At 44.5% G+C, this 23,600-nt stretch carries 28 protein-coding genes; 20 read left to right on the forward strand and 8 right to left on the reverse strand.

Features of this window, described 5'->3' with window-relative positions; translation table 11 throughout:
• The first annotated feature begins 148 nt into the window (after positions 1–148).
• The 15 genes from rpsP (at position 149) to madM (ending at position 11,627) form a co-directional block, all read left to right on the forward strand.
• Entirely contained in the window at positions 149–406 is a 258-nt protein-coding gene (gene rpsP, locus JO943_RS07810; RefSeq protein ID WP_004776006.1) for a 30S ribosomal protein S16, read from the forward strand.
• A 16-nt stretch (positions 407–422) separates the two neighbouring features.
• Positions 423–971 (forward strand): ribosome maturation factor RimM, encoded by a 549-nt coding sequence (gene rimM / locus JO943_RS07815; RefSeq protein ID WP_202740450.1) that lies wholly within the window; start codon positions 423–425, stop codon positions 969–971.
• Positions 972–1,016: 45 nt separating this feature from the next.
• Positions 1,017–1,757: a tRNA (guanosine(37)-N1)-methyltransferase TrmD gene (gene trmD, locus JO943_RS07820; RefSeq protein WP_005282761.1), complete on the forward strand. Its 741-nt coding sequence runs from the start codon at positions 1,017–1,019 to the stop codon at positions 1,755–1,757.
• Positions 1,758–1,949: 192 nt separating this feature from the next.
• A complete protein-coding gene (gene rplS, locus JO943_RS07825) occupies positions 1,950–2,321 on the forward strand; it encodes a 50S ribosomal protein L19 (RefSeq protein ID WP_004657502.1) in 372 nt (123 codons plus the stop codon).
• Between the two features lie 137 nt (positions 2,322–2,458).
• The gene (gene truB, locus JO943_RS07830) at positions 2,459–3,352 is read left to right on the forward strand and encodes a tRNA pseudouridine(55) synthase TruB (protein ID WP_202740451.1); all 894 of its coding nucleotides are present in this window, start codon (positions 2,459–2,461) and stop codon (positions 3,350–3,352) included.
• 11 nt (positions 3,353–3,363) lie between these two features.
• The gene (locus JO943_RS07835; RefSeq protein WP_199973298.1) at positions 3,364–4,134 is read left to right on the forward strand and encodes a sulfite exporter TauE/SafE family protein; all 771 of its coding nucleotides are present in this window, start codon (positions 3,364–3,366) and stop codon (positions 4,132–4,134) included.
• 153 nt (positions 4,135–4,287) lie between these two features.
• On the forward strand, positions 4,288–5,967 hold the full coding sequence (gene mdcA / locus JO943_RS07840) for a malonate decarboxylase subunit alpha (RefSeq protein ID WP_202740452.1): 1,680 nt from the start codon (positions 4,288–4,290) through the stop codon (positions 5,965–5,967).
• Positions 5,967–6,851, forward strand: a complete 885-nt coding sequence (locus JO943_RS07845) for a triphosphoribosyl-dephospho-CoA synthase (RefSeq protein WP_202740453.1) — start codon at positions 5,967–5,969, stop codon at positions 6,849–6,851. Before mdcA ends, JO943_RS07845 begins: the two co-directional genes overlap by 1 nt.
• Before the next feature lie 2 nt (positions 6,852–6,853).
• On the forward strand, positions 6,854–7,153 hold the full coding sequence (locus JO943_RS07850; RefSeq protein WP_005227569.1) for a malonate decarboxylase subunit delta: 300 nt from the start codon (positions 6,854–6,856) through the stop codon (positions 7,151–7,153).
• A complete protein-coding gene (locus JO943_RS07855; protein ID WP_202740454.1) occupies positions 7,146–7,997 on the forward strand; it encodes a biotin-independent malonate decarboxylase subunit beta in 852 nt (283 codons plus the stop codon). Before JO943_RS07850 ends, JO943_RS07855 begins: the two co-directional genes overlap by 8 nt.
• A complete protein-coding gene (gene mdcE, locus JO943_RS07860; RefSeq protein ID WP_202740455.1) occupies positions 7,994–8,821 on the forward strand; it encodes a biotin-independent malonate decarboxylase subunit gamma in 828 nt (275 codons plus the stop codon). The genes JO943_RS07855 and mdcE overlap by 4 nt, the downstream gene beginning before the upstream one ends.
• The gene (locus JO943_RS07865) at positions 8,812–9,420 is read left to right on the forward strand and encodes a malonate decarboxylase holo-ACP synthase (protein WP_202740456.1); all 609 of its coding nucleotides are present in this window, start codon (positions 8,812–8,814) and stop codon (positions 9,418–9,420) included. Before mdcE ends, JO943_RS07865 begins: the two co-directional genes overlap by 10 nt.
• A 12-nt stretch (positions 9,421–9,432) precedes the next feature.
• Positions 9,433–10,347: a malonate decarboxylase subunit epsilon gene (gene mdcH / locus JO943_RS07870; protein ID WP_202740457.1), complete on the forward strand. Its 915-nt coding sequence runs from the start codon at positions 9,433–9,435 to the stop codon at positions 10,345–10,347.
• A 71-nt stretch (positions 10,348–10,418) separates the two neighbouring features.
• Positions 10,419–10,820 carry a malonate transporter subunit MadL gene (gene madL / locus JO943_RS07875; protein ID WP_202740458.1) on the forward strand — a complete coding sequence of 134 codons (402 nt, stop codon included), beginning with the start codon at positions 10,419–10,421 and terminating at the stop codon, positions 10,818–10,820.
• 45 nt (positions 10,821–10,865) lie between these two features.
• The gene (gene madM / locus JO943_RS07880) at positions 10,866–11,627 is read left to right on the forward strand and encodes a malonate transporter subunit MadM (protein ID WP_199973293.1); all 762 of its coding nucleotides are present in this window, start codon (positions 10,866–10,868) and stop codon (positions 11,625–11,627) included.
• Between the two features lie 106 nt (positions 11,628–11,733).
• Here madM and JO943_RS07885 read toward each other — a convergent pair whose 3' ends face one another.
• The 3 genes from JO943_RS07885 to serA all read right to left on the reverse strand — a co-directional run bounded on the left by JO943_RS07885 (position 11,734) and on the right by serA (position 14,858).
• Positions 11,734–12,594: an EamA family transporter gene (locus JO943_RS07885; RefSeq protein WP_202740459.1), complete on the reverse strand. Its 861-nt coding sequence runs from the start codon at positions 12,592–12,594 to the stop codon at positions 11,734–11,736.
• A gap of 46 nt (positions 12,595–12,640) precedes the next feature.
• On the reverse strand, positions 12,641–13,522 hold the full coding sequence (locus JO943_RS07890; protein WP_009513788.1) for an EamA family transporter: 882 nt from the start codon (positions 13,520–13,522) through the stop codon (positions 12,641–12,643).
• A 103-nt stretch (positions 13,523–13,625) separates the two neighbouring features.
• Positions 13,626–14,858: a phosphoglycerate dehydrogenase gene (gene serA, locus JO943_RS07895; protein ID WP_005227546.1), complete on the reverse strand. Its 1,233-nt coding sequence runs from the start codon at positions 14,856–14,858 to the stop codon at positions 13,626–13,628.
• A 347-nt stretch (positions 14,859–15,205) separates the two neighbouring features.
• Here serA and JO943_RS07900 point away from each other — a divergent pair, with 347 nt between their 5' ends.
• Together JO943_RS07900 and JO943_RS07905 are read left to right on the forward strand one after the other, a co-directional pair.
• Positions 15,206–16,615 carry an FAD-binding oxidoreductase gene (locus JO943_RS07900; RefSeq protein ID WP_202740460.1) on the forward strand — a complete coding sequence of 470 codons (1,410 nt, stop codon included), beginning with the start codon at positions 15,206–15,208 and terminating at the stop codon, positions 16,613–16,615.
• Between the two features lie 75 nt (positions 16,616–16,690).
• Entirely contained in the window at positions 16,691–17,008 is a 318-nt protein-coding gene (locus tag JO943_RS07905; protein ID WP_202740461.1) for a hypothetical protein, read from the forward strand.
• Between the two features lie 14 nt (positions 17,009–17,022).
• Here JO943_RS07905 and JO943_RS07910 read toward each other — a convergent pair whose 3' ends face one another.
• Positions 17,023–17,811 carry a xanthine permease gene (locus JO943_RS07910; protein WP_202740462.1) on the reverse strand — a complete coding sequence of 263 codons (789 nt, stop codon included), beginning with the start codon at positions 17,809–17,811 and terminating at the stop codon, positions 17,023–17,025.
• Positions 17,812–17,947: 136 nt separating this feature from the next.
• Here JO943_RS07910 and JO943_RS07915 point away from each other — a divergent pair, with 136 nt between their 5' ends.
• Entirely contained in the window at positions 17,948–18,712 is a 765-nt protein-coding gene (locus tag JO943_RS07915; RefSeq protein WP_202740463.1) for a DNA polymerase beta superfamily protein, read from the forward strand.
• Between the two features lie 86 nt (positions 18,713–18,798).
• On the opposite strand, the gene JO943_RS07920 is transcribed toward JO943_RS07915, so the two are convergent.
• The 3 genes from JO943_RS07920 to JO943_RS07930 all read right to left on the reverse strand — a co-directional run bounded on the left by JO943_RS07920 (position 18,799) and on the right by JO943_RS07930 (position 20,700).
• On the reverse strand, positions 18,799–19,113 hold the full coding sequence (locus JO943_RS07920; protein WP_202740464.1) for a putative quinol monooxygenase: 315 nt from the start codon (positions 19,111–19,113) through the stop codon (positions 18,799–18,801).
• 13 nt (positions 19,114–19,126) lie between these two features.
• Positions 19,127–19,714: an NAD(P)H-dependent oxidoreductase gene (locus tag JO943_RS07925; protein ID WP_005227538.1), complete on the reverse strand. Its 588-nt coding sequence runs from the start codon at positions 19,712–19,714 to the stop codon at positions 19,127–19,129.
• A 110-nt stretch (positions 19,715–19,824) separates the two neighbouring features.
• Positions 19,825–20,700 (reverse strand): DUF4349 domain-containing protein, encoded by an 876-nt coding sequence (locus JO943_RS07930; protein WP_202740465.1) that lies wholly within the window; start codon positions 20,698–20,700, stop codon positions 19,825–19,827.
• Between the two features lie 180 nt (positions 20,701–20,880).
• Here JO943_RS07930 and JO943_RS07935 point away from each other — a divergent pair, with 180 nt between their 5' ends.
• Positions 20,881–21,252, forward strand: a complete 372-nt coding sequence (locus JO943_RS07935) for a hypothetical protein (RefSeq protein WP_150954451.1) — start codon at positions 20,881–20,883, stop codon at positions 21,250–21,252.
• A gap of 357 nt (positions 21,253–21,609) precedes the next feature.
• A complete protein-coding gene (locus JO943_RS07940) occupies positions 21,610–22,845 on the forward strand; it encodes an MFS transporter (protein WP_376746149.1) in 1,236 nt (411 codons plus the stop codon).
• 94 nt (positions 22,846–22,939) lie between these two features.
• On the opposite strand, the gene sodC is transcribed toward JO943_RS07940, so the two are convergent.
• Complete coding sequence (gene sodC / locus JO943_RS07945) at positions 22,940–23,521, reverse strand: superoxide dismutase family protein (protein WP_202740466.1); 582 nt, start codon at positions 23,519–23,521, stop codon at positions 22,940–22,942.
• Between the last annotated feature and the right edge of the window lie 79 nt (positions 23,522–23,600).

Genomic DNA, 23,600 nt, shown 5'->3' on the forward strand with positions numbered 1-23,600 from the left:
CAATTAAATTCAAAGCTGTGGATAAGCCGAAAAATAATCTTTATTTCAGCGTCGATTTAACGTAGAATATCGCCCTCTATGAAAGGGGTTTGAAGTGTTGCCGATGGTCGGCGCAGGGATAATCCGTAAAAATTATAAGGTTGTTCTCATGGTTGTTATTCGTTTAGCGCGCGGTGGTGCAAAAAAACGTCCATTCTATCAAATCGTTGTAACTGATAGCCGTAACGCACGTGACGGTCGTTTCATCGAACGTATTGGTTTCTTTAACCCAACTGCACAAGGTAAAGCTGAAAAAGTTCGTTTAGACGCTGACCGTTTTGCTCACTGGGTTGCTCAAGGTGCTCAACCTTCAGAGCGCGTTGCTTCTTTAGCTGCTCAAGCTAAAAAAGCTGCAACTGCTGCGTAATAGTAGTAGGTAGCCCATGACATCGACACAGAATGTGCCAGAAGATCGTATTCAGATTGGACAGTTACGTTCAGCTTATGGATTGAATGGGTGGCTCTGGGTTTATTCAAATACTGAACCTATGAGTAATATGTTTGACTACCTTCCTTGGTACATTGAGACCAAGGCGGGTTGGCAAACCATAGATGTGAAACGTTGGAAACCACATGGCAAAGGCTTGGTTGTTGCATTAAAAGGCGTAAATGATCGCACGGGTGCAGAAAATCTGGTTGGCGCAAATATCTGGATTGCCAAATCTCAGCTTCCAAAAGCAGATGTAGACGAGTACTACTGGTCTGATCTTAAAGGTCTAACGGTGTTAGGTCTTGGAGAGGATGAACAGGAAGTCAATCTCGGTCAAATCTACGAACTGTTTGAAACAGGTGCCAATGATGTCATGGTGGTCAAAGCGACTGCTGACAGTGTTGATGCCGAAGAGCGAATGATTCCGTGGCATAAAGATGTGGTACAACGCGTTGATCTTGAAGCTGGTCGTATTTACGTCAATTGGGGCGTAGACTACTAATCCTTTTGGGGAAAGTAGCGCAGCAGGAAAATAGAGGAGTCTGCGGTGTTTTTTGCAGTCATCACATTGTTTCCTGAAATGTTTGAAGCGATTACAGCGTACGGGATTAGCGGACGTGCAGCAAAGCGTGACATCGTGCAAGTGACTTGCATTAACCCACGAGATTTTGCTGAGGGTAATTACAAACGGGTGGACGAACGTCCTTTCGGTGGTGGCCCTGGTATGGTGATGATGGCTGAGCCTTTGGCAAAAGCAATTAATCATGCCAAACAACTTGCTTCACAAGCAGGCTGTGTTCATGCCCCGGTGGTGTATATGTCACCGCAAGGCAAAACCTTAAATGAACAGGCAGTACAACAATTCGTTGATTATGATGGTTTGATTGTATTGTGTGGGCGTTATGAGGGTGTTGATGAGCGTTTAATCCAGCATTATGTTGATCAGGAATGGTCAATCGGGGATTACGTTTTATCGGGTGGTGAACTTCCTGCCATGGTGTTGCTGGATAGTATTATTCGCCGTTTGCCGAATGTCATGACTGACGAGCAATCTGCGATCCAAGATTCTTTTGTGGATGGTCTGCTGGATTGTCCACAATATACCAAGCCTGACCATTTTGAAGGGCTGGATGTGCCTGAGGTACTTAAATCAGGACATCATGCCAATATTGAGAAATGGCGTTTTTTGCAGCGTTATCAACGAACTTTAGATCGTCGACCAGAACTGGTTGAAAAAGTAGCGTTGAGCAAACAGCAAATGAAATGGTTAAAAAATTCGAAAGGTTAAACTGCTATCAGTTGATCTTCGTGCCCAACGAGAAGCTTTGCTTCGAGTTCTACTTAAACATTGTTTAAGTTAAAAATAGGCTCTTTAAGACGTTTGTCTTAAGGGGAAAGTTAAACGGGAAATATGCGCTTTAGCCTCTATTCCCAGCGGCGTCAGAGACCTCTTCTCTCCCGCACATATTGGAGATTCCACATGAGTGGTAAACATCCTTTAGTTCAAGCTGTTGAAAATGCACAGTTAAAATCAGACATCCCTGCTTTTGCACCGGGCGATACAGTTATCGTTCAAGTTAAAGTAAAAGAGGGTGACCGTGAGCGTCTTCAAGCATTTGAAGGTGTTGTAATCGCGAAGAAAAACCGTGGTTTAAACTCTGCTTTCACAGTTCGTAAAATCTCTAGCGGTGTTGGTGTTGAGCGTGTTTTCCAAACTCACTCTCCAATCGTTGCTAAGATCGAAGTGAAACGTCGTGGTGACGTTCGTCGTGCTAAACTTTACTACCTACGCGAGTTGTCTGGTAAAGCTGCACGTATTCGTGAAAAGTTACCAGCTCGTAAACAAGGTTAATTTTAACTTTGTTGTAAAGCAAAAAAATGCGCCTTTGGCGCATTTTTTTATGTCCGTATCGGCTGAAAAGCCAATCCTTTTCTAAAACTTCGACCTAGTTTTGCTAAAATAGGTCTTTATGCTTTGACTTTTCTTTTATGAAAAAAAGTGCTTACCGCCATTTAAGCGGTGTATTCCTATTAAACAAACCTTTAGGTTTAAGTTCTAACTCGGCACTACAAAAGGTGCGTCGTCTGTTTAATGCGCAAAAGGCTGGCCATACAGGGGCGCTTGACCCCTTGGCGACCGGGTTATTGCCGATCTGTCTGGGGGAAGCGACCAAATTTTCACATTATTTACTCGATTCAACCAAACGTTATCAAACCACGGTCAAGTTAGGACAAACCACGGCGACGGGTGATGTTGAAGGTGAAATTCTCCAGCAGAGAGAAGTACCGGTTTTAACGGCAGAAGGTGTTGAACAGGTGCTGGCACAGTTCAGAGGCGATATTCAGCAAGTTCCGCCGATGTATTCAGCATTGAAGCGTGAAGGCCGTCCATTGTATGAACTGGCGCGCAAAGGGATCGAGATTGAACGTGAAGCACGTCCAGTAACCATTTATGATTTAACCCTAGTGGATTTCTCTGAAGATAGCCTGACGCTGGATGTGACCTGTTCGAAAGGTACCTATATCCGTGTATTGGGTGAAGATATTGGTGAAGCTTTGGGTTGCGGTGGACACCTCACCAAGTTACATCGTACCCAAACCGGACATTTTGAGATTAATCCAAGTTATACCATTGAGTATCTTGAAAGTCTGACCCAAGAACAGCGCGATGCTTTATTGTTACCTGTGTATGCACCTGTTGAGCATTTCCCGCGCGTGCAATTGCCAGAAGGCCGTGAAAAATATTTCGGCAATGGTCAGGAAAGCAATATTGATCATGAAGCTGCGCCCGAAGTACTGGTGTTTAATGGCGAACGTTGTCTGGGGCTGGCTGAAATCACGGATAAAAAACGTTTGGTCCCTAAACGTTTGTTAAATCTATAAGGATATTGTCCATGGATTGGGAACTGATTCTGACACTGGTGTTCTTTGCTTTTTGTGCCGGAACCATTGATGCCGCCGTCGGTGGAGGTGGGCTGATTCAGATTCCCGCATTGATGGGTACTTTACCTCAAACCGCACCTGCCACCTTATTTGGTACCAATAAGCTGGCGTCTATTTGTGGGACAGGCTCGGCTGCATTTTCATTTGTACGACGGGTGAAATTGCAGTGGTCGCTGTTGGGTGTGATTGCACTGTTCGCCTTTATCAGTTCCTTTATTGGTGCAGCCTGTGTCTCTCTGATCCCTACTCATATCTTAAGACCGATTGTCTTGGTCATGCTGATTGTGATCGCGATTTATACCTTCGCCAAAAAGCAGTTTGGGCAAGTCCATGTTGATCAGCAGATCACGCCAAAGTTACTGCTGCTTGCTGCAATCGGTAGTTTAGCCATTGGTTTCTATGATGGTATTTTTGGCCCGGGTACAGGCAGTTTTTTTATTTTCTTTTTTATCCGGTTTTTGCAGGTCGATTTTTTACATGCCTCGGCATTGGCAAAGATTGGCAATCTAATGACCAATCTGGCGGCATTAAGCTTCTTTATTCCAACCGGTCATGTGCTGTTTGAATTAGGCTTGATGATGGCGGTTGCTAACATTGCTGGTTCATTATTGGGTGTCCGCTTGGCTTTAAAATATGGCAGTGGCTTTATCCGTATTTTATTCCTGATTCTGGTGAGTATCTTGATTTGCCGCTTGGGCTATCAGATTTTGAGTGGAAGCTGATTCATCATCGAGACTATCCGCCCTAGGATTATCCTCCTTGCTCAGCAATCATTAACCTGAGGTTAATAACTGGCACTATAGGTTGATTGATCAAAATTTCATAAAGCGCTTTTATAGATTCAGAATAAAACTGTGATCTATAGGTAAGCATACATGGAAGGTTCAGTTCAGAATAAACAAGGGTTATGGAACAAGCGACGTCAGGCTAAACAACTCAAGCTGGATATGGTCAAGTCGTACACCGATGGTGTCGTCATTCCCACCTCAGATATTATCAAAGTCCTGGAAACACTGATCACACCCGGTGATAAAGTGGTACTCGAAGGCAATAACCAGAAACAGGCCGATTTTTTATCACGTTCTTTAGCGCAAACCAATCCGGATGTATTGCATGATCTGCATATGATCATGCCGAGTGTAGGCCGTTCAGAACATCTTGACCTGTTTGAAAAAGGCATTGCGCGTAAGCTGGATTTTTCTTTTGCGGGCCCGCAGAGTTTAAGAATCAGTCAGCTGATTGAAGATGGTCTATTAGAAGTGGGTGCAATTCACACTTATATTGAACTGTATTCACGTCTTGTGGTCGATCTGATTCCCAACGTGGTGCTCTCTGCAGGCTTTATGGCAGACCGCCAAGGCAATATCTATACCGGTCCAAGTACTGAAGATTCTCCTGCGCTGATTGAACCTGCAGCATTTAGCGACGGTATTGTCATTGTTCAGGTCAATGAGCTGGTGGACGATGTTTCAGAGCTGCCACGTGTCGATATTCCTGCCTCCTGGGTGGATTATGTGGTAGTAGCAGACCAGCCTTTTTATATCGAACCGCTGTTTACCCGTGATCCAAAACATATTAAGCCTGTGCATGTGCTCATGGCGATGATGGCGATTCGCGGTATTTATGAAAAGCATAATGTGCAATCGTTAAATCATGGCATTGGTTTTAATACCGCAGCGATTGAACTGATTTTACCCACCTATGGTGAGTCTTTAGGATTAAAAGGAAAAATCTGTCGGAACTGGGCACTGAATCCACATCCGACCCTGATTCCAGCCATCGAAACAGGCTGGGTTGAAAGCGTACATTGCTTCGGTACCGAGCTGGGTATGGAAAATTATGTTGCTGCTCGCCCTGATGTTTTCTTTACTGGCCGTGATGGTGCGTTACGTTCCAACCGCATGATGTGTCAGCTGGCAGGTCAATATGCGGTTGATTTGTTTATTGGGGCGACATTGCAGGTTGATGGCATGGGCCACTCTTCAACTGTGACCAAGGGGCGTTTGGCAGGTTTCGGTGGTGCACCAAACATGGGGCATGATCCACGCGGTCGGCGTCACGATACGCCAGCATGGCTGGATATGCGTTTGCAAGGTGCCAATGAAACTGAAACCTATTTGGCACGCGGTAAAAAACTGGTGGTGCAAATGGTGGAAACCTTCCAAGAGGGCGGTAAGCCGACTTTTGTAGATCGTCTGGATGCGATTGATGTGGCTAAAACAGCGGGCCTAGCTTTAGCACCGATCATGATTTATGGCGATGATGTCACTCATCTACTGACCGAAGAGGGCATTGCTTATCTGTATAAAGCCAGTAGCCAGGAAGAGCGTCAAGCCATGATTGCTGCAGTGGCAGGTGTGACCAGTATTGGTTTAAGCCAAGACCCGAAAACCACGGCGCGTTTAAGACGTGAAGGTCTAGTGGTATTCCCTGAGGATTTAGGCATTCGCCGTACCGATGCTACACGTGAACTGTTAGCGGCAAAAAATATTGCCGACTTAGTGACGTGGTCAGATGGCTTATATCAACTCCCTGCAAAATTCAGGAGTTGGTAATGATGGCACAAATTCAATATCAAACCCTCAGCGATAGTCAGCTTCTGGCAGAGATGGCAGTAGAGGCTCTGATTGATGAAGTCAATCTGACACCAAAACCAGCACTGGTTGATCGCCGTGGCAGTGGGGCGCATGCTGACCTGACCTTGGCATTAATGGAGCGTTCGGCAAAAAGTTTACAGCCCATGTTCGAAGCAATGGCTCAAGCAGCCATGCATCATGCTGACCTATGTCTGGCCTTACGTGAAGAGATTGGTGAAATTGGTCGGCAAGGTGAAAAGGCCATGATGTTGGCGACAGAGGGTGTCAATACACATCGCGGGGCCATCTGGGCCTTAGGTCTAATGGTCACTGCGGTAGCCTTGGCACGCGCGAAGCAGCAATATTTATCTGCGGTTGAATTATGTCAGCTGGCAGGACAGATTGCCCGGCTTGAAGATCGCTTTATTCCCGAGCAGGGTTTAAGCCATGGGCAGCAGGTACAGCAAAAACTAGGTATTTCAGGTGCAAAGCTACAGGCACAACAAGGCTTTCCGACCATTGTGAATTTAGGTCTAAAGCAACTGAAGCAAAGTCGCCAGAAAATGATGAAAGAAGACTTTGCGCGTTTGGATGCCTTGCTGGCCATGATGACGGATCTGAGCGATACCTGCGTGCTTTATCGTTCAGGCACCAAGGGTTTAAAGCGGATGCAACAAGGGGCACAGCAGGTACTGGATCTAGGTGGCAGTTCAAGTCTGGAAGGTCGACGTGCATTACATTTTTTAGAGATTGACTTGCTGCGCATGAGAGCCTCCGCTGGCGGTGCTGCAGATTTATTGGCCGCGACATTATTTATCGATCGTGTTGAGCAATCATCGTTCAGGAATAAAGCGGGAGTTTGAGTATGGAAACACTTCATTTTGAGTTTATGGCCGCAGAGCCCCCTGTAAAACAAGCCTTGGTCGGTTGTGTAGGGTCGGGTGACCTGGAAATTTTGATGCAACCTGGAGAAACTGGAAAAACCGCTATTCAGGTGGTCACTTCGGTGGATGGAAGTGCAACGCGCTGGAAGAATTTATTTGAAAGAATTTTTACGGCGCAGATCCACCCTGCGGTCAACATTGAGATCCATGATTTTGGTGCTACCCCAGGGGTGGTTCGCTTACGTCTGGAACAGGCATTCGAGGAGATTGAACATGACTGATATTCAGGACTTGCTCAATAAACAGGATTTTATTGAGCTGAGTGCAAGAGCACGTGCCAAAGCTTTGCTGGATGATGGTTCTTTTCGAGAACTGCTTGATCCATTTGCACGGGTGATGTCACCTTGGCTTATTCAGCAGAATATTGTGCCGCAAGCGGATGACGGGGTGGTGATTGCCAAGGGGACTCTTCAACAACGTCCTGTAGTCTTAATTTCGATTGAAGGTTTATTTCAAGGCGGGAGCCTGGGTGAAGTCGGTGGCGCCAAAATTGCGGGTGCTTTGGAACTGGCGGTAGAAGACAACCTCAACGGCATTCCCACTGCTGCAGTATTACTGTTAGAAACGGGTGGTGTTCGCTTGCAAGAAGCCAATCTGGGTTTGGCTGCAATAGCCGAGATTCAGGCTGCTATCGTGAATTTACGTCAGTATCAGCCCGTCATTGCGGTAGTCGCGGGGAGCGTTGGCTGCTTTGGGGGGATGTCAATTGCTGCCGGATTATGCAGTTATATCGTGATGACCCAAGAGGGGCGTTTGGGACTCAATGGCCCGCAAGTGATTGAGCAAGAAGCGGGCATACAGGAATATAACGCCAAAGATCGTCCGTTTATCTGGAGTATCACCGGTGGCAGCCAACGCTTTGCCAGTGCTCTGGCCGATGCATATGTGGATGATGACCGCAATAAAATTCGTCAACAAGTGATTGATTATTTGCAACAAGGTATCCCTGATCAGCATCGCAGTTCAAATTACCCGTTTTATTTAGCACAGCTACAACAAGTCGATACTGCGGAGCAGATCACGCCAGCACAGGTTCAGGCTTTGTATCAGGGAGAGTCGGCATGAATAGCGCAGTTGAGACATTAACAGCCTCTACCCGAGGCGCACACTGGTTTAAGGCAGTCACGCAGGGCTTTCAGGTGGCGCAAGGTTTCCCTGCTTCAGTCTGGGTGGCAGACGGACAGCTTGATCAACAGGCGGTACGCGTCATTGCAGTGATTCAGGACAGCAATAATCCATTCCCGCGAGCACGGCAGGGTGAAGTTGGGCTGGTGGAAGGCTGGAGCTTGGCTAAAGCGGTTGATGAGGTGATTCAAGCCGATGCGCACGCTAAAAGCAAACGCGGCATTTTATGTGTGGTAGATGTACCTAGTCAGGCTTATGGGCGCCGTGAAGAGTTATTGGGTATCCATCAGGCCTTGGCAGGGGCAGTAGATAGCTATGCCAGAGCTAGACTGGCAGGACATCCTATTGTGAGTTTACTGGTAGGCAAATCGATGTCAGGGGCTTTCTTGGCGCACGGTTATCAAGCCAATCGTATGATTGCCTTAAAAGACTCAGGTGTTATGGTGCATGCCATGGGGAAAGAATCCGCCGCTCGTGTCACCTTAAGATCAGTGGATGAGCTTGAACAATTGGCATCAAGCATTCCGCCAATGGCTTATGACATTGAAAGTTATGCAACACTGAGTTTGTTATCTGAACTTTTATCTGTTGAGAACCCTGAACAACCGACAAACGATGATCTTTTGTTAGCGAAGCAGGTAATTGCGCGAGCATTTCAAGCCATTAAGGCCGAGCAATCGAGAGGACTGGAACATCGACTTCACGGCCAAAATCGTCAGATGTCTAAGCGGGTGCGTGAATTATTGCGTGAGCAATGGTCATGAGTGCTCAGCTTGAAGCCCATGATTTATTGTGGGGCATGTCAGCCGATGCTTTGGCTGGAGATGCGCCGCTGTGGGTGAAGGCGGTATTACAGCGTGGCGATCCGGTGGTGGTTCGCCGGGCTATAACTGCTGCAGATCAGGTTGCGGTGGGGATCAGAGGTCAGTTTCGTCATCAACGATACGCCGCTGTGATGCCACGATCGACGATCACCAGACAACTCAAGCCAGAAGCGCTAACTCAGGTAGCAATACATCAGTTTAAGCATCTGGCAGAACGCTTACAGAGTATTTCCCGCATTATGAAAAACTTTTCAGGATGTTGGGGATATACAGGAAGTTTTGGCTTTGAGCTGGCAACGGGTATTGCAACCGTCACTGCGCAAAGTGACATCGATTTACTGATTCGCACGGAACAGCCTTTTGCCAAACAGCAGGCGATTGAGCTACTCGAAAATTTTCAACAAGCGGGGTTGAATGTGGATATTCAGTTACAGCTCCCCCAAGGCGGATTGGCCTTAAAAGAATGGGCACGGAATAGCGGGAAAGTACTATTAAAACGGCCCGATGGCGCTGTTTTAGTCGGAAATCCATGGCATTAGGGAATAGGTATCATGGCTTCAATTTGGGTTTATCCAGGGCAAGGTGTGCAAAGAAGCAATATGCTGCATGATCTGCCGCAAAGCACGCTGGTGAAAGAACACCTTGAGCGTGCCTCGGATGCACTCAAACAAAATGTGTTGCTGCTGGACAGTGCAGCGGCATTGCAATCGACACGAGCGGTACAGTTGTGCCTCCTCATTTCTGGCGTAATCAGTTCAGCGCTACTCAGTGCTGAAAACTTAAAACCGGACTATGTTGCGGGGCTATCGATTGGTGCTTGGTCGGCTGCAGTGGTTGCAGGCGTTTTAGCGTACGAAGATGCCGTCCGTCTGGTCGCTTATCGCGGTGAACTCATGCAAAACGCTTATCCGGCAGGCTATGGCATGACAGCGTTGATTGGTACAGATCGTTCAACAGTTGAAGCATGGATAAAACAGGTTGAGGCAACAACACCACAGGTATATGTCGCGAACATCAATGCGCATAACCAGATTGTTATTTCAGGATGTTTTGAAGCCATGAACCAAGTTGCTGGATTGGCGAAACAGCAGGGTGTCGTGGCAAGGAAACTGGATGTAGCAGTGCCATCGCACTGTGAATTATTAAGTCAGCAAGCACTGCAACTTGCGACATCGATGGAGGGCGTCACTCTAAAGCAACCTAAAATTGGTTATTTAAGTGGTACCACAGCACGTATCTTGCGCAAGCCAGAACAGATTGCGGATGATCTGGCTTTTAATATGAGCCGTACTGTGGATTGGGAAAGTACGCTTCAGGCTGCATGGGAACGAGGTGTCAGGTTACAGGTCGAAGCTTTACCCGGCACGGTACTTACCACACTTGCACGTCGGATATTTAAAGATGGAACCGTATTGTCATTTCAGGGAACGCGCATAGATAGCATTCGGATGGCCATGCAAAAATAACAGGAAAATCAGATTTCTATGGGAATGTGATTTAAAAAAACCAAGTAATCCAAGGATATGAGGGATTTACAATGATTATATATGGAACAGCAATTTTGGCGATTTGTCACCTACTCGGTGATTATCTGGGTAATACCCTCGGCATGTTGATCGGTGTCAAAGCCAATGTCGGTGGCGTCGCGATTTCAATGATTTTGTTGATTCTCTCTAAAGAGTTATTGGCAAAAAAAGGTTATTTACCCCAAGTGACACAGTTCGGGATCTTGTACTGGTCAGGTATGTATATTCCGATTGTGGTGGCAATGTCAGCTGGGCAAAACGTCGTGGCTGCACTTTCAGGTGGGATGCTGGGATTGATTGTCTCGGTCGCATCACTGATCGGCACAGTGCTGGTAATCCGTTATCTGAATAAACTTAGTGGCGATTATGAGACCTATAAATGGACGATTGAGGCAAAGGAAAAAATTGCCTGAAAAATCATAATTAACTGACAAAGCAATAAAAAAAGGATGTTCATCATGGATGCTATCATTGCTGTATTAACAAAAAATGCGTTAGTGACAGCGCTTGCAGTCACAGGTTTGATGATGTTTGTATCGCATCTGCTTTCCAAATATTTGACCAAAGGAAAGCTACAAAGCTCTGCAATTGCCATTACTTTAGGACTAGTGGTGGCATATTTTGCCGGCGTTTATACGCAAGGCACCAAAGGTATTTCCGATATTGCCATCTTCTCTGGTTTTGCATTATTGGGCGGTGCCATGATCCGTGATCTGGCCATTGCCTCGACTGCATTTGAGGTCGATGTAAAAGAAGTCAAAAAGGCCGGGAGAATTGGTCTCATTGCACTGACACTGGGGTGTATTGTGCCTTTTGTGATTGGTGTGATGGTGGCCTGGGCCATGGGCTATCGCGACCCGGTATCGATGACCACGATTGGCGCAGGAGCGATGACTTATATTGTGGGCCCAATTACAGGCACAGCCATTGGTGCAAGTTCAGATGTGATTGCATTATCAATTGCAATTGGGCTGATCAAATCCGTGTTCTTTATGGTGGGTACACCCTTGCTGGCAAAGTTTATGTATTTAAAAAGTCCCCGTTCAGCCATGGTTTTTGGTGGACTGGCAGGTACCACCAGCGGTACGGCGGCAGGATTGGCGGGTACCGATGTTCGTCTGGTGCCTTACGGCGCGCTGGTCGCAACTTTTTATACCGGCTTGGGCTGTTTATTGGGCCCCTCTGTATTTTTTCTGACGGTCAATGCCATTTTTGGATAATGTATCTAGAGTCAGTACAGGCAGCTTATTTACAGTGGAATAAGTTGCCCGTTTTAAGCCGATCTCAAAACAGGGGAGAAGAAAGCTAAAATTCTATAATGAGGTTCTAGCTTGTCTGACTGCCACGTAAGGTAACCCCAATCGAAGCCACCATAATACAGGCTAAAGCCACCCACTGAATCAGGCTGATTCGTTCATGCAGCAGGACTAGACCTGCTAAGGCTGCTAATGCAGGCGCAAGGCTGGAAAGGGTCCCATAACTGAGCTTGGTCAGCCGTTTCAGTGCCATTAAATCTAGTGCATAAGGAATTGCTGTGGCCAGCAGTGCAATCACCAGTGCTTTGCCCCAATATTGGGTATCCATCAGCGCATGTGCATTATTCCAGAGCCCAAAAGGCAGCAGGGTCAGTGCAGATAAACTGATGGCAATGGTCAGGGCATGCATGCCGATGTTTTGCTGGACCACACGATGCCCAAAATAAATATACAGCGCCCAGAACAAACCGGCACTCAGAGCACACGCTGCACCAATATAGGAAAAATTTTGGGCATTGGCATCGTGCCACGGCACCATTAAAGCAATACCTAAAATCGCAAATGCCACCCAAATATAGTCACTGCGCTGTTTAATCGAGAGTAGGGCTAAACCGAGTGGACCAATAAATTCCAGACCGACCGCAATCCCTTGAGGCAGTTTGCCCAAAGAGGTGTAAAACAGAATATTCATACAGCACAAGGCAGCGCTATAGCACAGTAAATCTCGCCATTTGAGTTCCTTTAATTTGGCAATGATCTTCCAGGAACGAAACATCACTGCAACCAGAATAGTGGCAAAACAGAGTCTTAAAATCGTCACGGTGAGTGGATCGAGTGTGGCAATCAATTGCTTGGCGAATGAGGCACTGATCTGATAAGCCACCATGGAAAGGACCATATACAGCACAGCGATTAACTGGATATTTTTCATGACTGGCCTAAAAAACAATAGAAAAGGGGATAAGCGGGCAACATTTTTATTTGGCCTGTTTTTGCTGGCGGGCATGTTGTGTTGTAAAGGTACAGCCAATTGAAGCTATGATAATCGTACCCAACGCTAGCCACTGATTCCAGAGTAATACTTCACCGAGGAAAATAAAGCCTGAGAGGGCAGCCACCGCAGGTTCCAGACTCATTAAGGTGCCAAAGCTCAGTGGGGTTAAACTCCGTAGGGCAATCATTTCCAAGGTAAAAGGCAGGGCGCTGGCTAAAATTGCAAGGCCAATAAAATAATATAAATTCGGCAGTTCAAACACCCGGTCGACTGCGCCTGAGAAGAGCGCGAAAGGCAGTAGACACAGCATGCCAATCGACATGCCTAAGCAGACGGTATGATTGCCTGAGATACCAGAAGGCTTTTGTCCGGCAATAATATATAGTGCCCAACAGGCACCTGCACTGACAGCAAACAATACCCCGATCAGGTCGAGACCTTGCTGGGCCTGTTGCAAAGGGAACAGCAAAACCAGACCGAGAATGGCACAACCAACCCAGATGAAATCGTATTTCTGCCGGGCATGATATAAAGCAACACTTAAGGGACCAATAAACTCAAAGGCAACTGCCAAACCCAGAGGTAAGCGTTCAAGTGATAAATAGAACAGCGCATTCATGCCTGCCAGTGCGACACCATAGGTCAGAATGGCTTTCCAGCGCACCACTTTGAAATTAATGGTCCAGATTTTAAAAATTACAGCCAGAATCATTGCACCAAAAAACAGGCGCATGGCAGAGACAGTCAATACGGGAAAGCTTTGAAACAGGATTTTGGCTAAAGAACCACTGCCTTGTACACATAACATGGCAATCATCAACAGCAATAAAGCATGCAGAGGTGTTTTCAGTACAGGGTTAGACATCTTATTTTTTTACATTCGGTATAATATTCACATAATAATTCAAATGCCCATAAAAAAGCCACAGCATCAGCTGTGGCTTTTTCAGCATAGTTCTAACTATAAATTAGAACAATACGCGAACGCGGATGGTGCCTTCAACATGGTTCAAGGTATCTAGCGCTTCTTGAGATGCAGATGCGTCAACATCCATCACCAGGTAACCGATATCACCTTTGGTCATTAAAGACTGACCAGAGATGTTGATGCCTTGTTCAGCAAACAATGTGTTGATCTTCGATAACACACCTGGCATGTTTTTGTGAATGTGCAGTAAACGGTGCTGACCATCAGAAAGTGGCAATGCGATTTCTGGGAAGTTCACCGCAGAAAGCGTCATACCTTTGTCTGAATAAGCAACGAATTTTTCAGCAACTTCCAGACCGATGTTGGCTTGCGCTTCCATGGTCGAACCACCCACGTGCGGGGTTAAGATCACGTTGTCTAAGCCACGAAGTGGAGACTGGAATTCTTCACCATTGGCTTTTGGTTCTTTCGGGAATACGTCAACCGCTGCACCTGCAATGTGGCCCGCTTTGATCGCATCCGCCAAGTCTTCGATTACTACACAGGTACCACGTGCTGCGTTCAAGAAGATTGAGCCTTTTTTCATTTTCGCGAACTGTTCTTTCTTGAAGAAGTTACGCGTAGATGGAACATCTGGAACGTGTAAAGTCACCACATCCGCAGTTTCTAAAAGTTCATCTAAAGAGCCAACTTGACGTGCATTACCTAATGGCAATTTAGTCACAGCATCAAAGTAGATCACTTTCATACCCAAGCTTTCTGCCAAAACAGAAAGTTGTGAACCGATCGAGCCGTAACCGACGATACCTAAAGTCTTACCACGAGTTTCAAAAGAACCCACCGCAGATTTATTCCAGCCACCCGCATGTGTATCTTTCGATTTTTCAGGTACACGACGAAGTAACAAAATGGTTTCAGCAAGAACCAGTTCTGCAACCGAACGTGTATTTGAATACGGTGCGTTGAAAACAGGGATACCACGAGACATTGCCGCTTTTAAATCAACTTGGTTGGTACCAATACAGAAACAGCCAACTGCGATCAGTTTGTTCGCAGCTGCAAAGATTTCTTCAGTCAATTGAGTACGGGAACGGATACCAATGAAGTGAGCGTCTTTAACCGCTTCTTTCAAAGCTTCGCCTTCAAGCGCAGTTTTGTGGTAATCGATGTTGGTATAACCCGCTGCGTTTAAGGTATCGATGGCATTTTGATGCACACCTTCTAACAGAAGGAAACGGATTTTGTCTTTAGGTAGTGATAGATGTTGGCTCATTACGGCTCCGCTACAAAGGCCAAAATTTAGTTGCAGTACTATAGCATACAGCTTTGAGATATAAATATTTGGTTTAAAATTAGCACAGCAGAATTGCTGATAATTTTTCAGTTGCAGCTGAATTTTATGGGTTAAACACATTTTGTTATTACAGTATCTTTATCCTGCGCTTTATCCCATGCCTGCTTCTATGTAAAATGCAGATATCTGATAGTCAAACCTGAAACCCTTAGGTTTGCGCTGTTCTGCCGAGTTTCCATATGTTGGATATTACAATTTAAAATATTGAAAAATATTGTATTGTTATCCAGACGCTCTATCTTTACTTCTTGCTAGGCCTGTAAACGATGAATGCTTCAGTCGCTTTAACACCTGAGTTATTGACCCAATTAACGGCAATTGTGGGTGAAAACCGTATTAAAACCGATGCCGACAGTTTGGAAAATTGGGGACGTGATCATACTAAACATTTTGATCCGAACCCATCAGTCATCGTTTTCCCTTCAAGCACTGAACAAGTGCAGGCCATTGTCAAACTTGCCAACCAGTTTAATGTCGCAATTACCCCATCGGGCGGTCGTACCGGCCTTTCTGCGGGCGCGGTCGCAAGCAATGGCGAGATCGTGATTAGCTTTGACAAGATGAACCAGATTCTTGAGTTCTACCCAGCGGATCGTATGGTACGCATACAAGCAGGTGTGGTGACCGAGCAATTACAGAATTATGCCGAAGAACAAGGCATGTACTATCCAGTAGACTTTGCCTCAGCGGGTTCAAGCCAGATTGGCGGTAATATCGGCACCAATGCAGGCGGTATTAAAGTCATTAAATACGGCATGACCCGTAACTGGGTGCTTGGCTTGACCGTGGTAACAGGTAAAGGCGATATCCTGCGTTTAAACAAAGGCATGATTAAGAATGCGACGGGTTATTCGCTTCAGCATTTATTTATTGGTGGCGAAGGCACATTGGGTCTAGTGACTGAAGCGGAAATCAAGCTTGAGCGTCAGCCACAAAACTTACAAGTACTGGTGCTCGGTGTACCTGATTTTGATGCCGTGATGCCGGTACTCCATGCATTCCAGAAAGATATTGACTTAACCGCATTTGAGTTCTTTGGTGAACTTGCGATGCAAAAGGTACTTGATCGCGGTCATGTACAACGTCCATTTGAAACACAATGCCCATTCTACGTATTGCTTGAGTTTGAAGCGCCGTATGAGCCAATTGTCGACAAAGCCATGGAAATCTTTGAGCATTGTATGGAACAAGGTTGGGTGCTGGATGGCGTGATGAGCCAGAGCCTTGATCAGGTCGAAAGCTTATGGCGTTTACGCGAAGATATTTCGGAATCAATCGCGCCGTTTATTCCATACAAAAATGATATTTCAGTATTAATTACCCACGTACCTGCATTTATTCGTGAGATTGATGCAATTGTTCAAGATAACTATCCTGACTTTGAAATCTGCTGGTTTGGTCATATTGGTGACGGTAACTTGCACTTAAATATTCTAAAACCTGAAAACCTGACCAAAGATGAGTTCTTTGCCAAGTGTCAGGTGGTGAATAAATATGTGTTTGATACCGTGAAAAAATATGATGGTTCGATCTCTGCTGAGCATGGTGTCGGTATGACCAAAAAGCCGTATTTGGAATATTCACGTTCGCCTGAAGAAATTGAATATATGAAGGCATTGAAGTTGGCATTTGACCCGAACGGGATTATGAACCCGGGTAAATTATTTGATCTTTAATGCTTGATTGAATAAAAGAAATTCTGCTAAAAGCGTATCGTAAGATGCGCTTTTTTTATTATTAAGAAAGAATAAATGATAGAAAAACAAACGATTTGTCGGGGATATATTTGCTTGCATCGTAAAGACATTACTGGTGACTACGTTGATTTTCATAACAAGAATAATGATTTATATATTAGTATGATCTTGTTTATGAAAATAGAAGATTCAACTCATATGATGCGCCTATATCTAAAAGATAAAGAAAAGAAAATTCTGAATGAGTTTCTGGTCTGTGAAATCGTATTTGGACAAATTCTAGATGAAATTATTTTGATGAAAAATTATTCAGTGTCGGATTTTCAAGGTAAAAGTATAGGAACAGCGTATATAACAAGAATTAAAGAATAAACGGCAATAAAAAATTATCTCTTGTACGCTTTCCAACCTGTCAAAATATGATAAATCAGCGGTAAAAGGCAAAGTGCAAAGAAGCCACAAATCGCAACAGCCCAGACAGGCATATTCTGTGGGTTGCCCAAAAAGAAATAAGCAAAAACCGAATAAGACAGCATCCCAAACATCACCATTGTGCCGAGTGGAAGGGTAATTCTAAAAATTAAGGCGTTAGCAAAGGCTTTGTAAGGCTCCATATTCCGATTCAAAGCATAGGCAATAATCATGACCAAGATATAGCCCATAATAAAAAGCATAAATAGGGTAGCGGCAAACAGTAAACCTGTGCGCCAACTCTTTTCTTGAGCAGACTGATCACCTGCCTCATAAACCACTTGAATATGATCTCCGACTACAGGCACATCACCTGAACGGACTGAATTATCCAAAACCAATGTTCTGTTTTGAGCATCTTTGAATTGCACTTGAGCCGTATGCATTAAAGTTTGGGTTTTATATTTACGCCCGTTGGAATCTGTACGTTCGGTATCGACCCATTCAGAGGTATAGCTCACGATAGTTGCATCGTAGCTCGGTTTGGTTGCTAAACCATATACAGCTTGCGACACCCAATAAGTAAAAGGGAAAAATAGGGAGCTGATGCTAAACACCACAACAAATAAATAAGCAAATTCAAACTTACTGCTGTTGCGATTCTTAGCTAAACGTTTTAGCCAAAACTTTGTCAGCACGAAAGACCAGACACACAAGATCGCAACCACCACCAAGAAAACCTGTCCCGCATAAGTCAGTTGCATGCATGATCCTATTTGTTATATTGAATAGAGATTGATTTTATCAAACGATAATTTTTTTAAAATCAAATTAATGAGTACGGTAGAAAAGAGTATTGTCTCTCACAAGTATAAATTTTTAAATAATGAAGTCATCGCAATGAATATCCATCACGAAATCGAAAAACTGTTTCAACAACGTCAAGATATCCCACTGTTTTATATCGAAAGTGGCAGCCGCTTATGGGGCATGGCCAGTCCTGATAGTGACTACGATGTGCGTGGTTTTCATCTACCCAGCAAAGACCAATATTTTGATTATAAAAAATATCGTGACTTGATTGAGATCATGGATGGGGACTTTGATTTTGTTTCTTATGACCTTGATAAAATGTTTGGGCTACTGACAAAAAGCAATCCAACCGTTTTAGAGTGGGTGAGAGCACATATAGTGTATTTTAATGCTTTTCCAGAATGGCAAATTTTTCGAGATGGCTTGCTAGAGCGAATTGATTATAGCGCGTTGTATCACCACTATTTATCATTGGCAAAAGGTGGAATGAAAGTGATGCAAACCGCGGATAACTTTACCTATAAAAAAGTGTTTTATTCGATTCGTGGTTTGATGTCAGCAGAGTTGGCAACCGAAGAGCAGATGCCTGAATTATTGATTACCGATCTGTTTGCGCAAGTGGATGTAAATGATCCATTACGTCATTGGGCAGAAGATTATCTGGAAATTAAAAAGCAGCAACAAGAAAAAGCACAGCTACCCCAAGCGGAGCAAGCTGCAATTCTTCAGTTGTTGGAAAGCAAGATAGAGCAATTGGCAGCAAAGCCGATGCCCAAGGCTGATCGTCGTGCCAGTTTGGAAGCTTATTTAACGGATTATAGCCGTCATTTAAAACAGCATTACTATCAGTAAAACAAAGCGTTTATTCGTCAGCTGAGTTCGACTGAAATATTCAATAATTCCATATTTTGTCGGACTCAGATTTATGATGTTATCTGTTAAATCCCGCTTTCCAGGATACGAATATTCACATTAGCCACATGGTCTTTGGTTGCTTCAAAATGTTGCTGCATATGGGCAGTTTGCATGTGAGCTTCCAGATGAGCAGTACTTTGCCATTTCTCTAACATGACAATGGTATTCTCATCAGTGGCCTGCATCTCAATCGCAGGCAGGTGATCAATCAAGGCTTCATAACCATGACAGCCATCTTCTGCCAGTACGGTTGGCGTCACTTTTTTAAATGCATCTAATACCGCTTGACGATGCCCAGCACCTGCATGGGTACGGATTTCAGCAATAATAATTAGCATGATCTGTTCTCGCTTAATGTGCTGCAAATAATTGATCTAAATGTGCTTTGTAGGCTTCAAGATAGCTTGGTACATTCGGTGCCTTGATCACATCATTGACAATAAATGTTGGAAGCGATTCCATCCCCAGGAATTGATTGGCTTTGTGGAACGGGAGATAAACACCATCCACACCAACACCGTGGAAGAACTGGTCAGGATCGGTAAAGGCTTCCATCGGTGCATTCCAGGTTAAAGACAACATGTATTTTTTACCCTGGATTAAGCCACCTGAACCATATTTTTTAGAGGCATCTGAACGGCTGCGACCGTCGCTGGCATAGAGTGAACCATGCCCGATGGTGAAGATATCATCAATATATTTTTTCATGGTCCACGGTGCACCCATCCACCAGCCTGGCATTTGGTAAATCACCACATCTGCCCATAAATATTTGGCAATTTCGGCCTGAATGTCATAGTCACTGTCGGTACGCGTCACCTGTACCTGATGACCTAAGCTGCTTAGATGTGCTTGAGACATCTCGGTCAGGGTGTCATTCAATTCACCATTGGAATGTTCAAACTTTTTCGCGCCGTTAATAATTAAAATATTGCTCATGGAATTACTCAAAAATAGATACTAAAAACTGAGCGTATTTTAGAAAATCTATTCATGAGTAAAAATGCATAAATGAGCAAAATACTATTGACCAAAAATCAACAATTAAACTATCCAGCTTTTGATTTTTTCGCCTTATAGTAACGGCGAATGCCCCATAAAATTGCAATCGCGAGATACAACGGCCATAACATCACGAGCCAGATGATCGTCTCTCTTAAGCCATAGAGTCCGATTTTAATCGCTTCCCAGATTCGGCTGAGTAAAGGATCGCTGTCTAAGGTTGCAATGCGATTGATATTGAGATCACGGGTCTTGCGGACTTGCGCTTGCTGGAAAAACTCCAGCCGGATGGTGCTATAGGCCAAACGGTCTTTGACTTCCAGATTGGTCAGTTGCTGCAACTGGTTGTTGACCGCATTTGATGCACTGTTACTTTGGTTGGCGGTATTCAGTTTTTCTTCAAGCAGTTTTAATTCATAACGTTTGGCTTCATAGCTTTGGCTATTAAAGTTCAACATCAAGGGCAATAACTGATTCAGGAAAGGCGTAACCTGTTGATTGGGGACACGGACTGTGAGTTGTACCGTGGGGGTGATTTTTTCATAAATATCGACACTGCCATCGATACGATCCCGTTCAGATCGGTCACTGACTTGATAATTAATCTGTTTCTCTTCGATATAGCCTTGGTATTGCGATAACTGCTGTTCCAGTGCCGATGTGGTTTTTAATACGTCTTTGACTTCAAACTGAAGTTGGGCACTTTTAACCAGTTGACGATTCTGCTCCAAGGCATTTTGTTGCTGACTCACCAGTTGTTCCGGATTTTTCGCGGCATTTTGTTGTACCGCTTGGCTATCGAGTGCAACACTTTCCGTCGCGACAGCTGCATCACTGGCAAGGCCTTCTTCTTTTTTCGAGCAACCGAAGGCTGTACTCCCTAGGATTAAAATAATCGTTAATTTTTTAGTAAAATCTGACATCTCTGCATGCCTAAATTGTTGTGATATGAAGGTCGTAAAATCAATATCTTCGATTTATTTGTTTATTTATAAGCAGACTGTTGAATCCAACAAATCTCTAGCACGACATAACATTTTGTTGCCTGACCATGCAGTTTTGTATAGTAGCATAAATGAGCAACATGAAGTGCAGAGGGCAAAATGTATAAAACTGCAATGATATTGGGATGTGCTTTATTGCTTAGCGCATGTAATCAACCGATTACCGAATCGCAACAGCAGGCGGCAGTTCAAAAAAGTACGGCGATGCATGCGGTACTACTGGATCAGCCGAATTTATTTCACGATGATAATAATCTAAAGATAGATCAGCAGTTTAATACGGCAGAAAATCCAAGTGATGCACAGATTACGGTGGAACAGGCGCAACTAGATGATTCTGTTGTGGCGGTGCGTACCGAATATCAGTTAAAGCGCGATCAGGACGTCTGGAAAATCGTGAATAAGAAGCAAAGTTACCAATGTGCCAGAGGTGAAAATACCGAAACCTTCCAGTTTGAGTTATGCCCATAATGATCGGGAACCTATTGTTCAGTCTAAAATCTATTCAAAAATGTGGATAACTTTCAGGTTATTCACATTGTCACAATCGCTGTGGAAGATGGATTCAAATTGCTGTCATTTTAAAAAAGTGCTAAAGTTGCGCCTGGCGATTGTGCCAAAAGGTAAAACATTTACCAGTCTCACGTAAATAGATTGTTTTTCTTATATACACCTAGTGAATACGGTGTTTTCACATTTATCACATGCTTTTTTAGGGCATGAAATCAAAATTTAATTCTAAACCATAAAATCTCGTGGTCGTGATCCTGTTTTCTTTTTTTGAAAATGGGACGGGCACTAGTTGGTTATTTTTGTGAATAAAACATGATGACGAATAATCAGAACATGACGTTAAACCGTATAACGCTCATGTTTCCTTTAGCTTTAGTGCTATTTGAATTTTCGGTTTATATCGGTAATGACCTGATTCAGCCAGCCATGCTGGCCATTACCGAACAGTTTGCCGTGAGTGCAACCTGGGCACCCTCATCCATGTCGTTCTACCTGTTGGGTGGGGCCAGTGTGGCATGGTTACTTGGCCCGCTTTCAGACCGGCTGGGACGAAAAAAAGTATTACTGGCAGGTGTAGCTTTCTTTACGATCTGCTGTTTACTGATTTTGCTGACGCATAATATCGAGCAGTTTTTAACGTTACGCTTCCTGCAAGGTATTGGTTTATCGGTGATTTCAGCAGTAGGTTATGCTGCGATTCAGGAAAGCTTTGCAGAGCGTGATGCCATCAAGGTCATGGCACTCATGGCCAATATCTCTTTGCTTGCTCCTTTGCTCGGGCCGGTACTGGGTGCTTTCCTGATTGATTATGTGTCATGGCATTGGGGCTTTGTCGCCATTGCGGCGGTGTCTTTCATGAGCTGGTTTGGTTTAAAGAAATTTATGCCTGCCACACAGGAAAGTCGCAAACAGCCGAAACAGCCATTTAGCTATATCTTTGATGACTTTAAAAAAGTGTTTAGCAATCGCCGTTTTCTTGGTTTAAGTATTGCTTTACCTTTGGTCGGTATGCCGTTAATGCTGTGGATCGCCTTGTCACCGATCATTCTGGTAGATGAGTTAAAGCTCAGCAGTGTGCAATATGGCTTGGCCCAGTTCCCGGTGTTCTTTGGCCTGATTATCGGTAATGTCATCCTGATCAAGATTATTGACCGTTTCCCTTTAGGTAAAACCATTTTAATGGGCTTGCCGATCATGTTACTGGGAACGCTGTTCTTGGTGCTGGGAGTGATCTGGCCCATTTATCTGGTGCCATGCTTATTGATTGGTATGACCTTGGTCAGTTTAGGCGAGGGGATCAGCTTCTCAGTGATGTACCGTTTTGCCTTGATGTCTTCTGAAGTGTCAAAAGGTACAGTCGCTGCGGCGGTTTCAATGCTGATGATGGTCAGTTATTTTGTCATCATTGAACTGGTGCGGGTGCTGTATACCCATGTGCATATCTGGGCCTTTGCACTGGCGAGTGTGGTGCTGATTGGGTTCTGGTTTGCACAACCTCGAAAAGTGTTAAAACAAGTGATGCTGGAGCGAAAAGCAGAAGGCCTCAACTAATCAAAAAGCTGAGATCAATGTCTCAGCTTTTTTTATACTGCTCAAAACAACAGCAAAACTGTGGATATCTTTTTAGATACCCACAGTATCTAAATTATTTAATCACACCACAGGCAATACGGTCTCCGCCACCACCTAAAGGTTTTGGTGAGTCAGAATAATTATCGCCACCGACATGCACCATGATGGCCCGACCCTGAATATCAGCCAGTTTTAAACGTGGTGCAATCACTGGTTGGGTGGCAAAGCCTTTTGCATCTACAACCAGAACTGGTAAATCACCCAAATGACCATTTTCCGGGGTACCGTGATGAGGGGCCTGATTCGGATTCAAATGACTACCAGCTGCAAGCGCTGCACCCATTTTGCCATCTTTCATTGCGGCTTCACATGAGCCATTTTCATGAATATGGAAACCATGTTCACCCGGCGAAAGCTTGCCGAGCGCAGGGGTGATGAGCAAGCCTTTTGAGGTTTCCTGAAAAGCCACTGTGCCAATAGAAGAACCCACACCTTTGGCATCGACCTGATAGACCTGTACCAGTTGTTTTTGTTGTTGCGTGGTTGATTGGGTCTGGATTTTTGATGCATTGTGATCTAAATCAGCAGAAGAACAGGCAGCAATACTCAGGCCCAGACAGCCCAGTAAAGAGAGTTTTTGAATCGTTAAAGTCATTGCGAAGATATCCTTATAAATTATCTTTATTAGACGATTCAAACAAAGTCTAGGATATCCCGCAAGCAAGTTAATCAAT

Source organism: Acinetobacter sp. 'aerobic (ED)' (assembly GCF_904886855.1).
GTDB classification, from domain to species: domain Bacteria; phylum Pseudomonadota; class Gammaproteobacteria; order Pseudomonadales; family Moraxellaceae; genus Acinetobacter; species Acinetobacter courvalinii.

What these genes read in the sequence shown, in the direction of transcription:
- rpsP (WP_004776006.1), top strand. Translation starts at nt 149, where the DNA reads ATGGTTGTTATTCGTTTAGCGCGCGGTGGTGCAAAAAAACGTCCATTC.
- rimM (WP_202740450.1), top strand. Translation starts at nt 423, where the DNA reads ATGACATCGACACAGAATGTGCCAGAAGATCGTATTCAGATTGGACAG.
- rplS (WP_004657502.1), top strand. Translation starts at nt 1,950, where the DNA reads ATGAGTGGTAAACATCCTTTAGTTCAAGCTGTTGAAAATGCACAGTTA.
- truB (WP_202740451.1), top strand. Translation starts at nt 2,459, where the DNA reads ATGAAAAAAAGTGCTTACCGCCATTTAAGCGGTGTATTCCTATTAAAC.
- JO943_RS07835 (WP_199973298.1), top strand. Translation starts at nt 3,364, where the DNA reads ATGGATTGGGAACTGATTCTGACACTGGTGTTCTTTGCTTTTTGTGCC.
- mdcA (WP_202740452.1), top strand. Translation starts at nt 4,288, where the DNA reads ATGGAAGGTTCAGTTCAGAATAAACAAGGGTTATGGAACAAGCGACGT.
- JO943_RS07845 (WP_202740453.1), top strand. Translation starts at nt 5,967, where the DNA reads ATGATGGCACAAATTCAATATCAAACCCTCAGCGATAGTCAGCTTCTG.
- JO943_RS07850 (WP_005227569.1), top strand. Translation starts at nt 6,854, where the DNA reads ATGGAAACACTTCATTTTGAGTTTATGGCCGCAGAGCCCCCTGTAAAA.
- JO943_RS07855 (WP_202740454.1), top strand. Translation starts at nt 7,146, where the DNA reads ATGACTGATATTCAGGACTTGCTCAATAAACAGGATTTTATTGAGCTG.
- mdcE (WP_202740455.1), top strand. Translation starts at nt 7,994, where the DNA reads ATGAATAGCGCAGTTGAGACATTAACAGCCTCTACCCGAGGCGCACAC.
- JO943_RS07865 (WP_202740456.1), top strand. Translation starts at nt 8,812, where the DNA reads ATGGTCATGAGTGCTCAGCTTGAAGCCCATGATTTATTGTGGGGCATG.
- mdcH (WP_202740457.1), top strand. Translation starts at nt 9,433, where the DNA reads ATGGCTTCAATTTGGGTTTATCCAGGGCAAGGTGTGCAAAGAAGCAAT.
- madL (WP_202740458.1), top strand. Translation starts at nt 10,419, where the DNA reads ATGATTATATATGGAACAGCAATTTTGGCGATTTGTCACCTACTCGGT.
- madM (WP_199973293.1), top strand. Translation starts at nt 10,866, where the DNA reads ATGGATGCTATCATTGCTGTATTAACAAAAAATGCGTTAGTGACAGCG.
- JO943_RS07885 (WP_202740459.1), bottom strand. Translation starts at nt 12,594, where the DNA reads ATGAAAAATATCCAGTTAATCGCTGTGCTGTATATGGTCCTTTCCATG.
- JO943_RS07890 (WP_009513788.1), bottom strand. Translation starts at nt 13,522, where the DNA reads ATGTCTAACCCTGTACTGAAAACACCTCTGCATGCTTTATTGCTGTTG.
- serA (WP_005227546.1), bottom strand. Translation starts at nt 14,858, where the DNA reads ATGAGCCAACATCTATCACTACCTAAAGACAAAATCCGTTTCCTTCTG.
- JO943_RS07900 (WP_202740460.1), top strand. Translation starts at nt 15,206, where the DNA reads ATGAATGCTTCAGTCGCTTTAACACCTGAGTTATTGACCCAATTAACG.
- JO943_RS07905 (WP_202740461.1), top strand. Translation starts at nt 16,691, where the DNA reads ATGATAGAAAAACAAACGATTTGTCGGGGATATATTTGCTTGCATCGT.
- JO943_RS07910 (WP_202740462.1), bottom strand. Translation starts at nt 17,811, where the DNA reads ATGCAACTGACTTATGCGGGACAGGTTTTCTTGGTGGTGGTTGCGATC.
- JO943_RS07915 (WP_202740463.1), top strand. Translation starts at nt 17,948, where the DNA reads ATGAATATCCATCACGAAATCGAAAAACTGTTTCAACAACGTCAAGAT.
- JO943_RS07920 (WP_202740464.1), bottom strand. Translation starts at nt 19,113, where the DNA reads ATGCTAATTATTATTGCTGAAATCCGTACCCATGCAGGTGCTGGGCAT.
- JO943_RS07925 (WP_005227538.1), bottom strand. Translation starts at nt 19,714, where the DNA reads ATGAGCAATATTTTAATTATTAACGGCGCGAAAAAGTTTGAACATTCC.
- JO943_RS07930 (WP_202740465.1), bottom strand. Translation starts at nt 20,700, where the DNA reads ATGTCAGATTTTACTAAAAAATTAACGATTATTTTAATCCTAGGGAGT.
- JO943_RS07935 (WP_150954451.1), top strand. Translation starts at nt 20,881, where the DNA reads ATGTATAAAACTGCAATGATATTGGGATGTGCTTTATTGCTTAGCGCA.
- JO943_RS07940 (WP_376746149.1), top strand. Translation starts at nt 21,610, where the DNA reads ATGACGAATAATCAGAACATGACGTTAAACCGTATAACGCTCATGTTT.
- sodC (WP_202740466.1), bottom strand. Translation starts at nt 23,521, where the DNA reads ATGACTTTAACGATTCAAAAACTCTCTTTACTGGGCTGTCTGGGCCTG.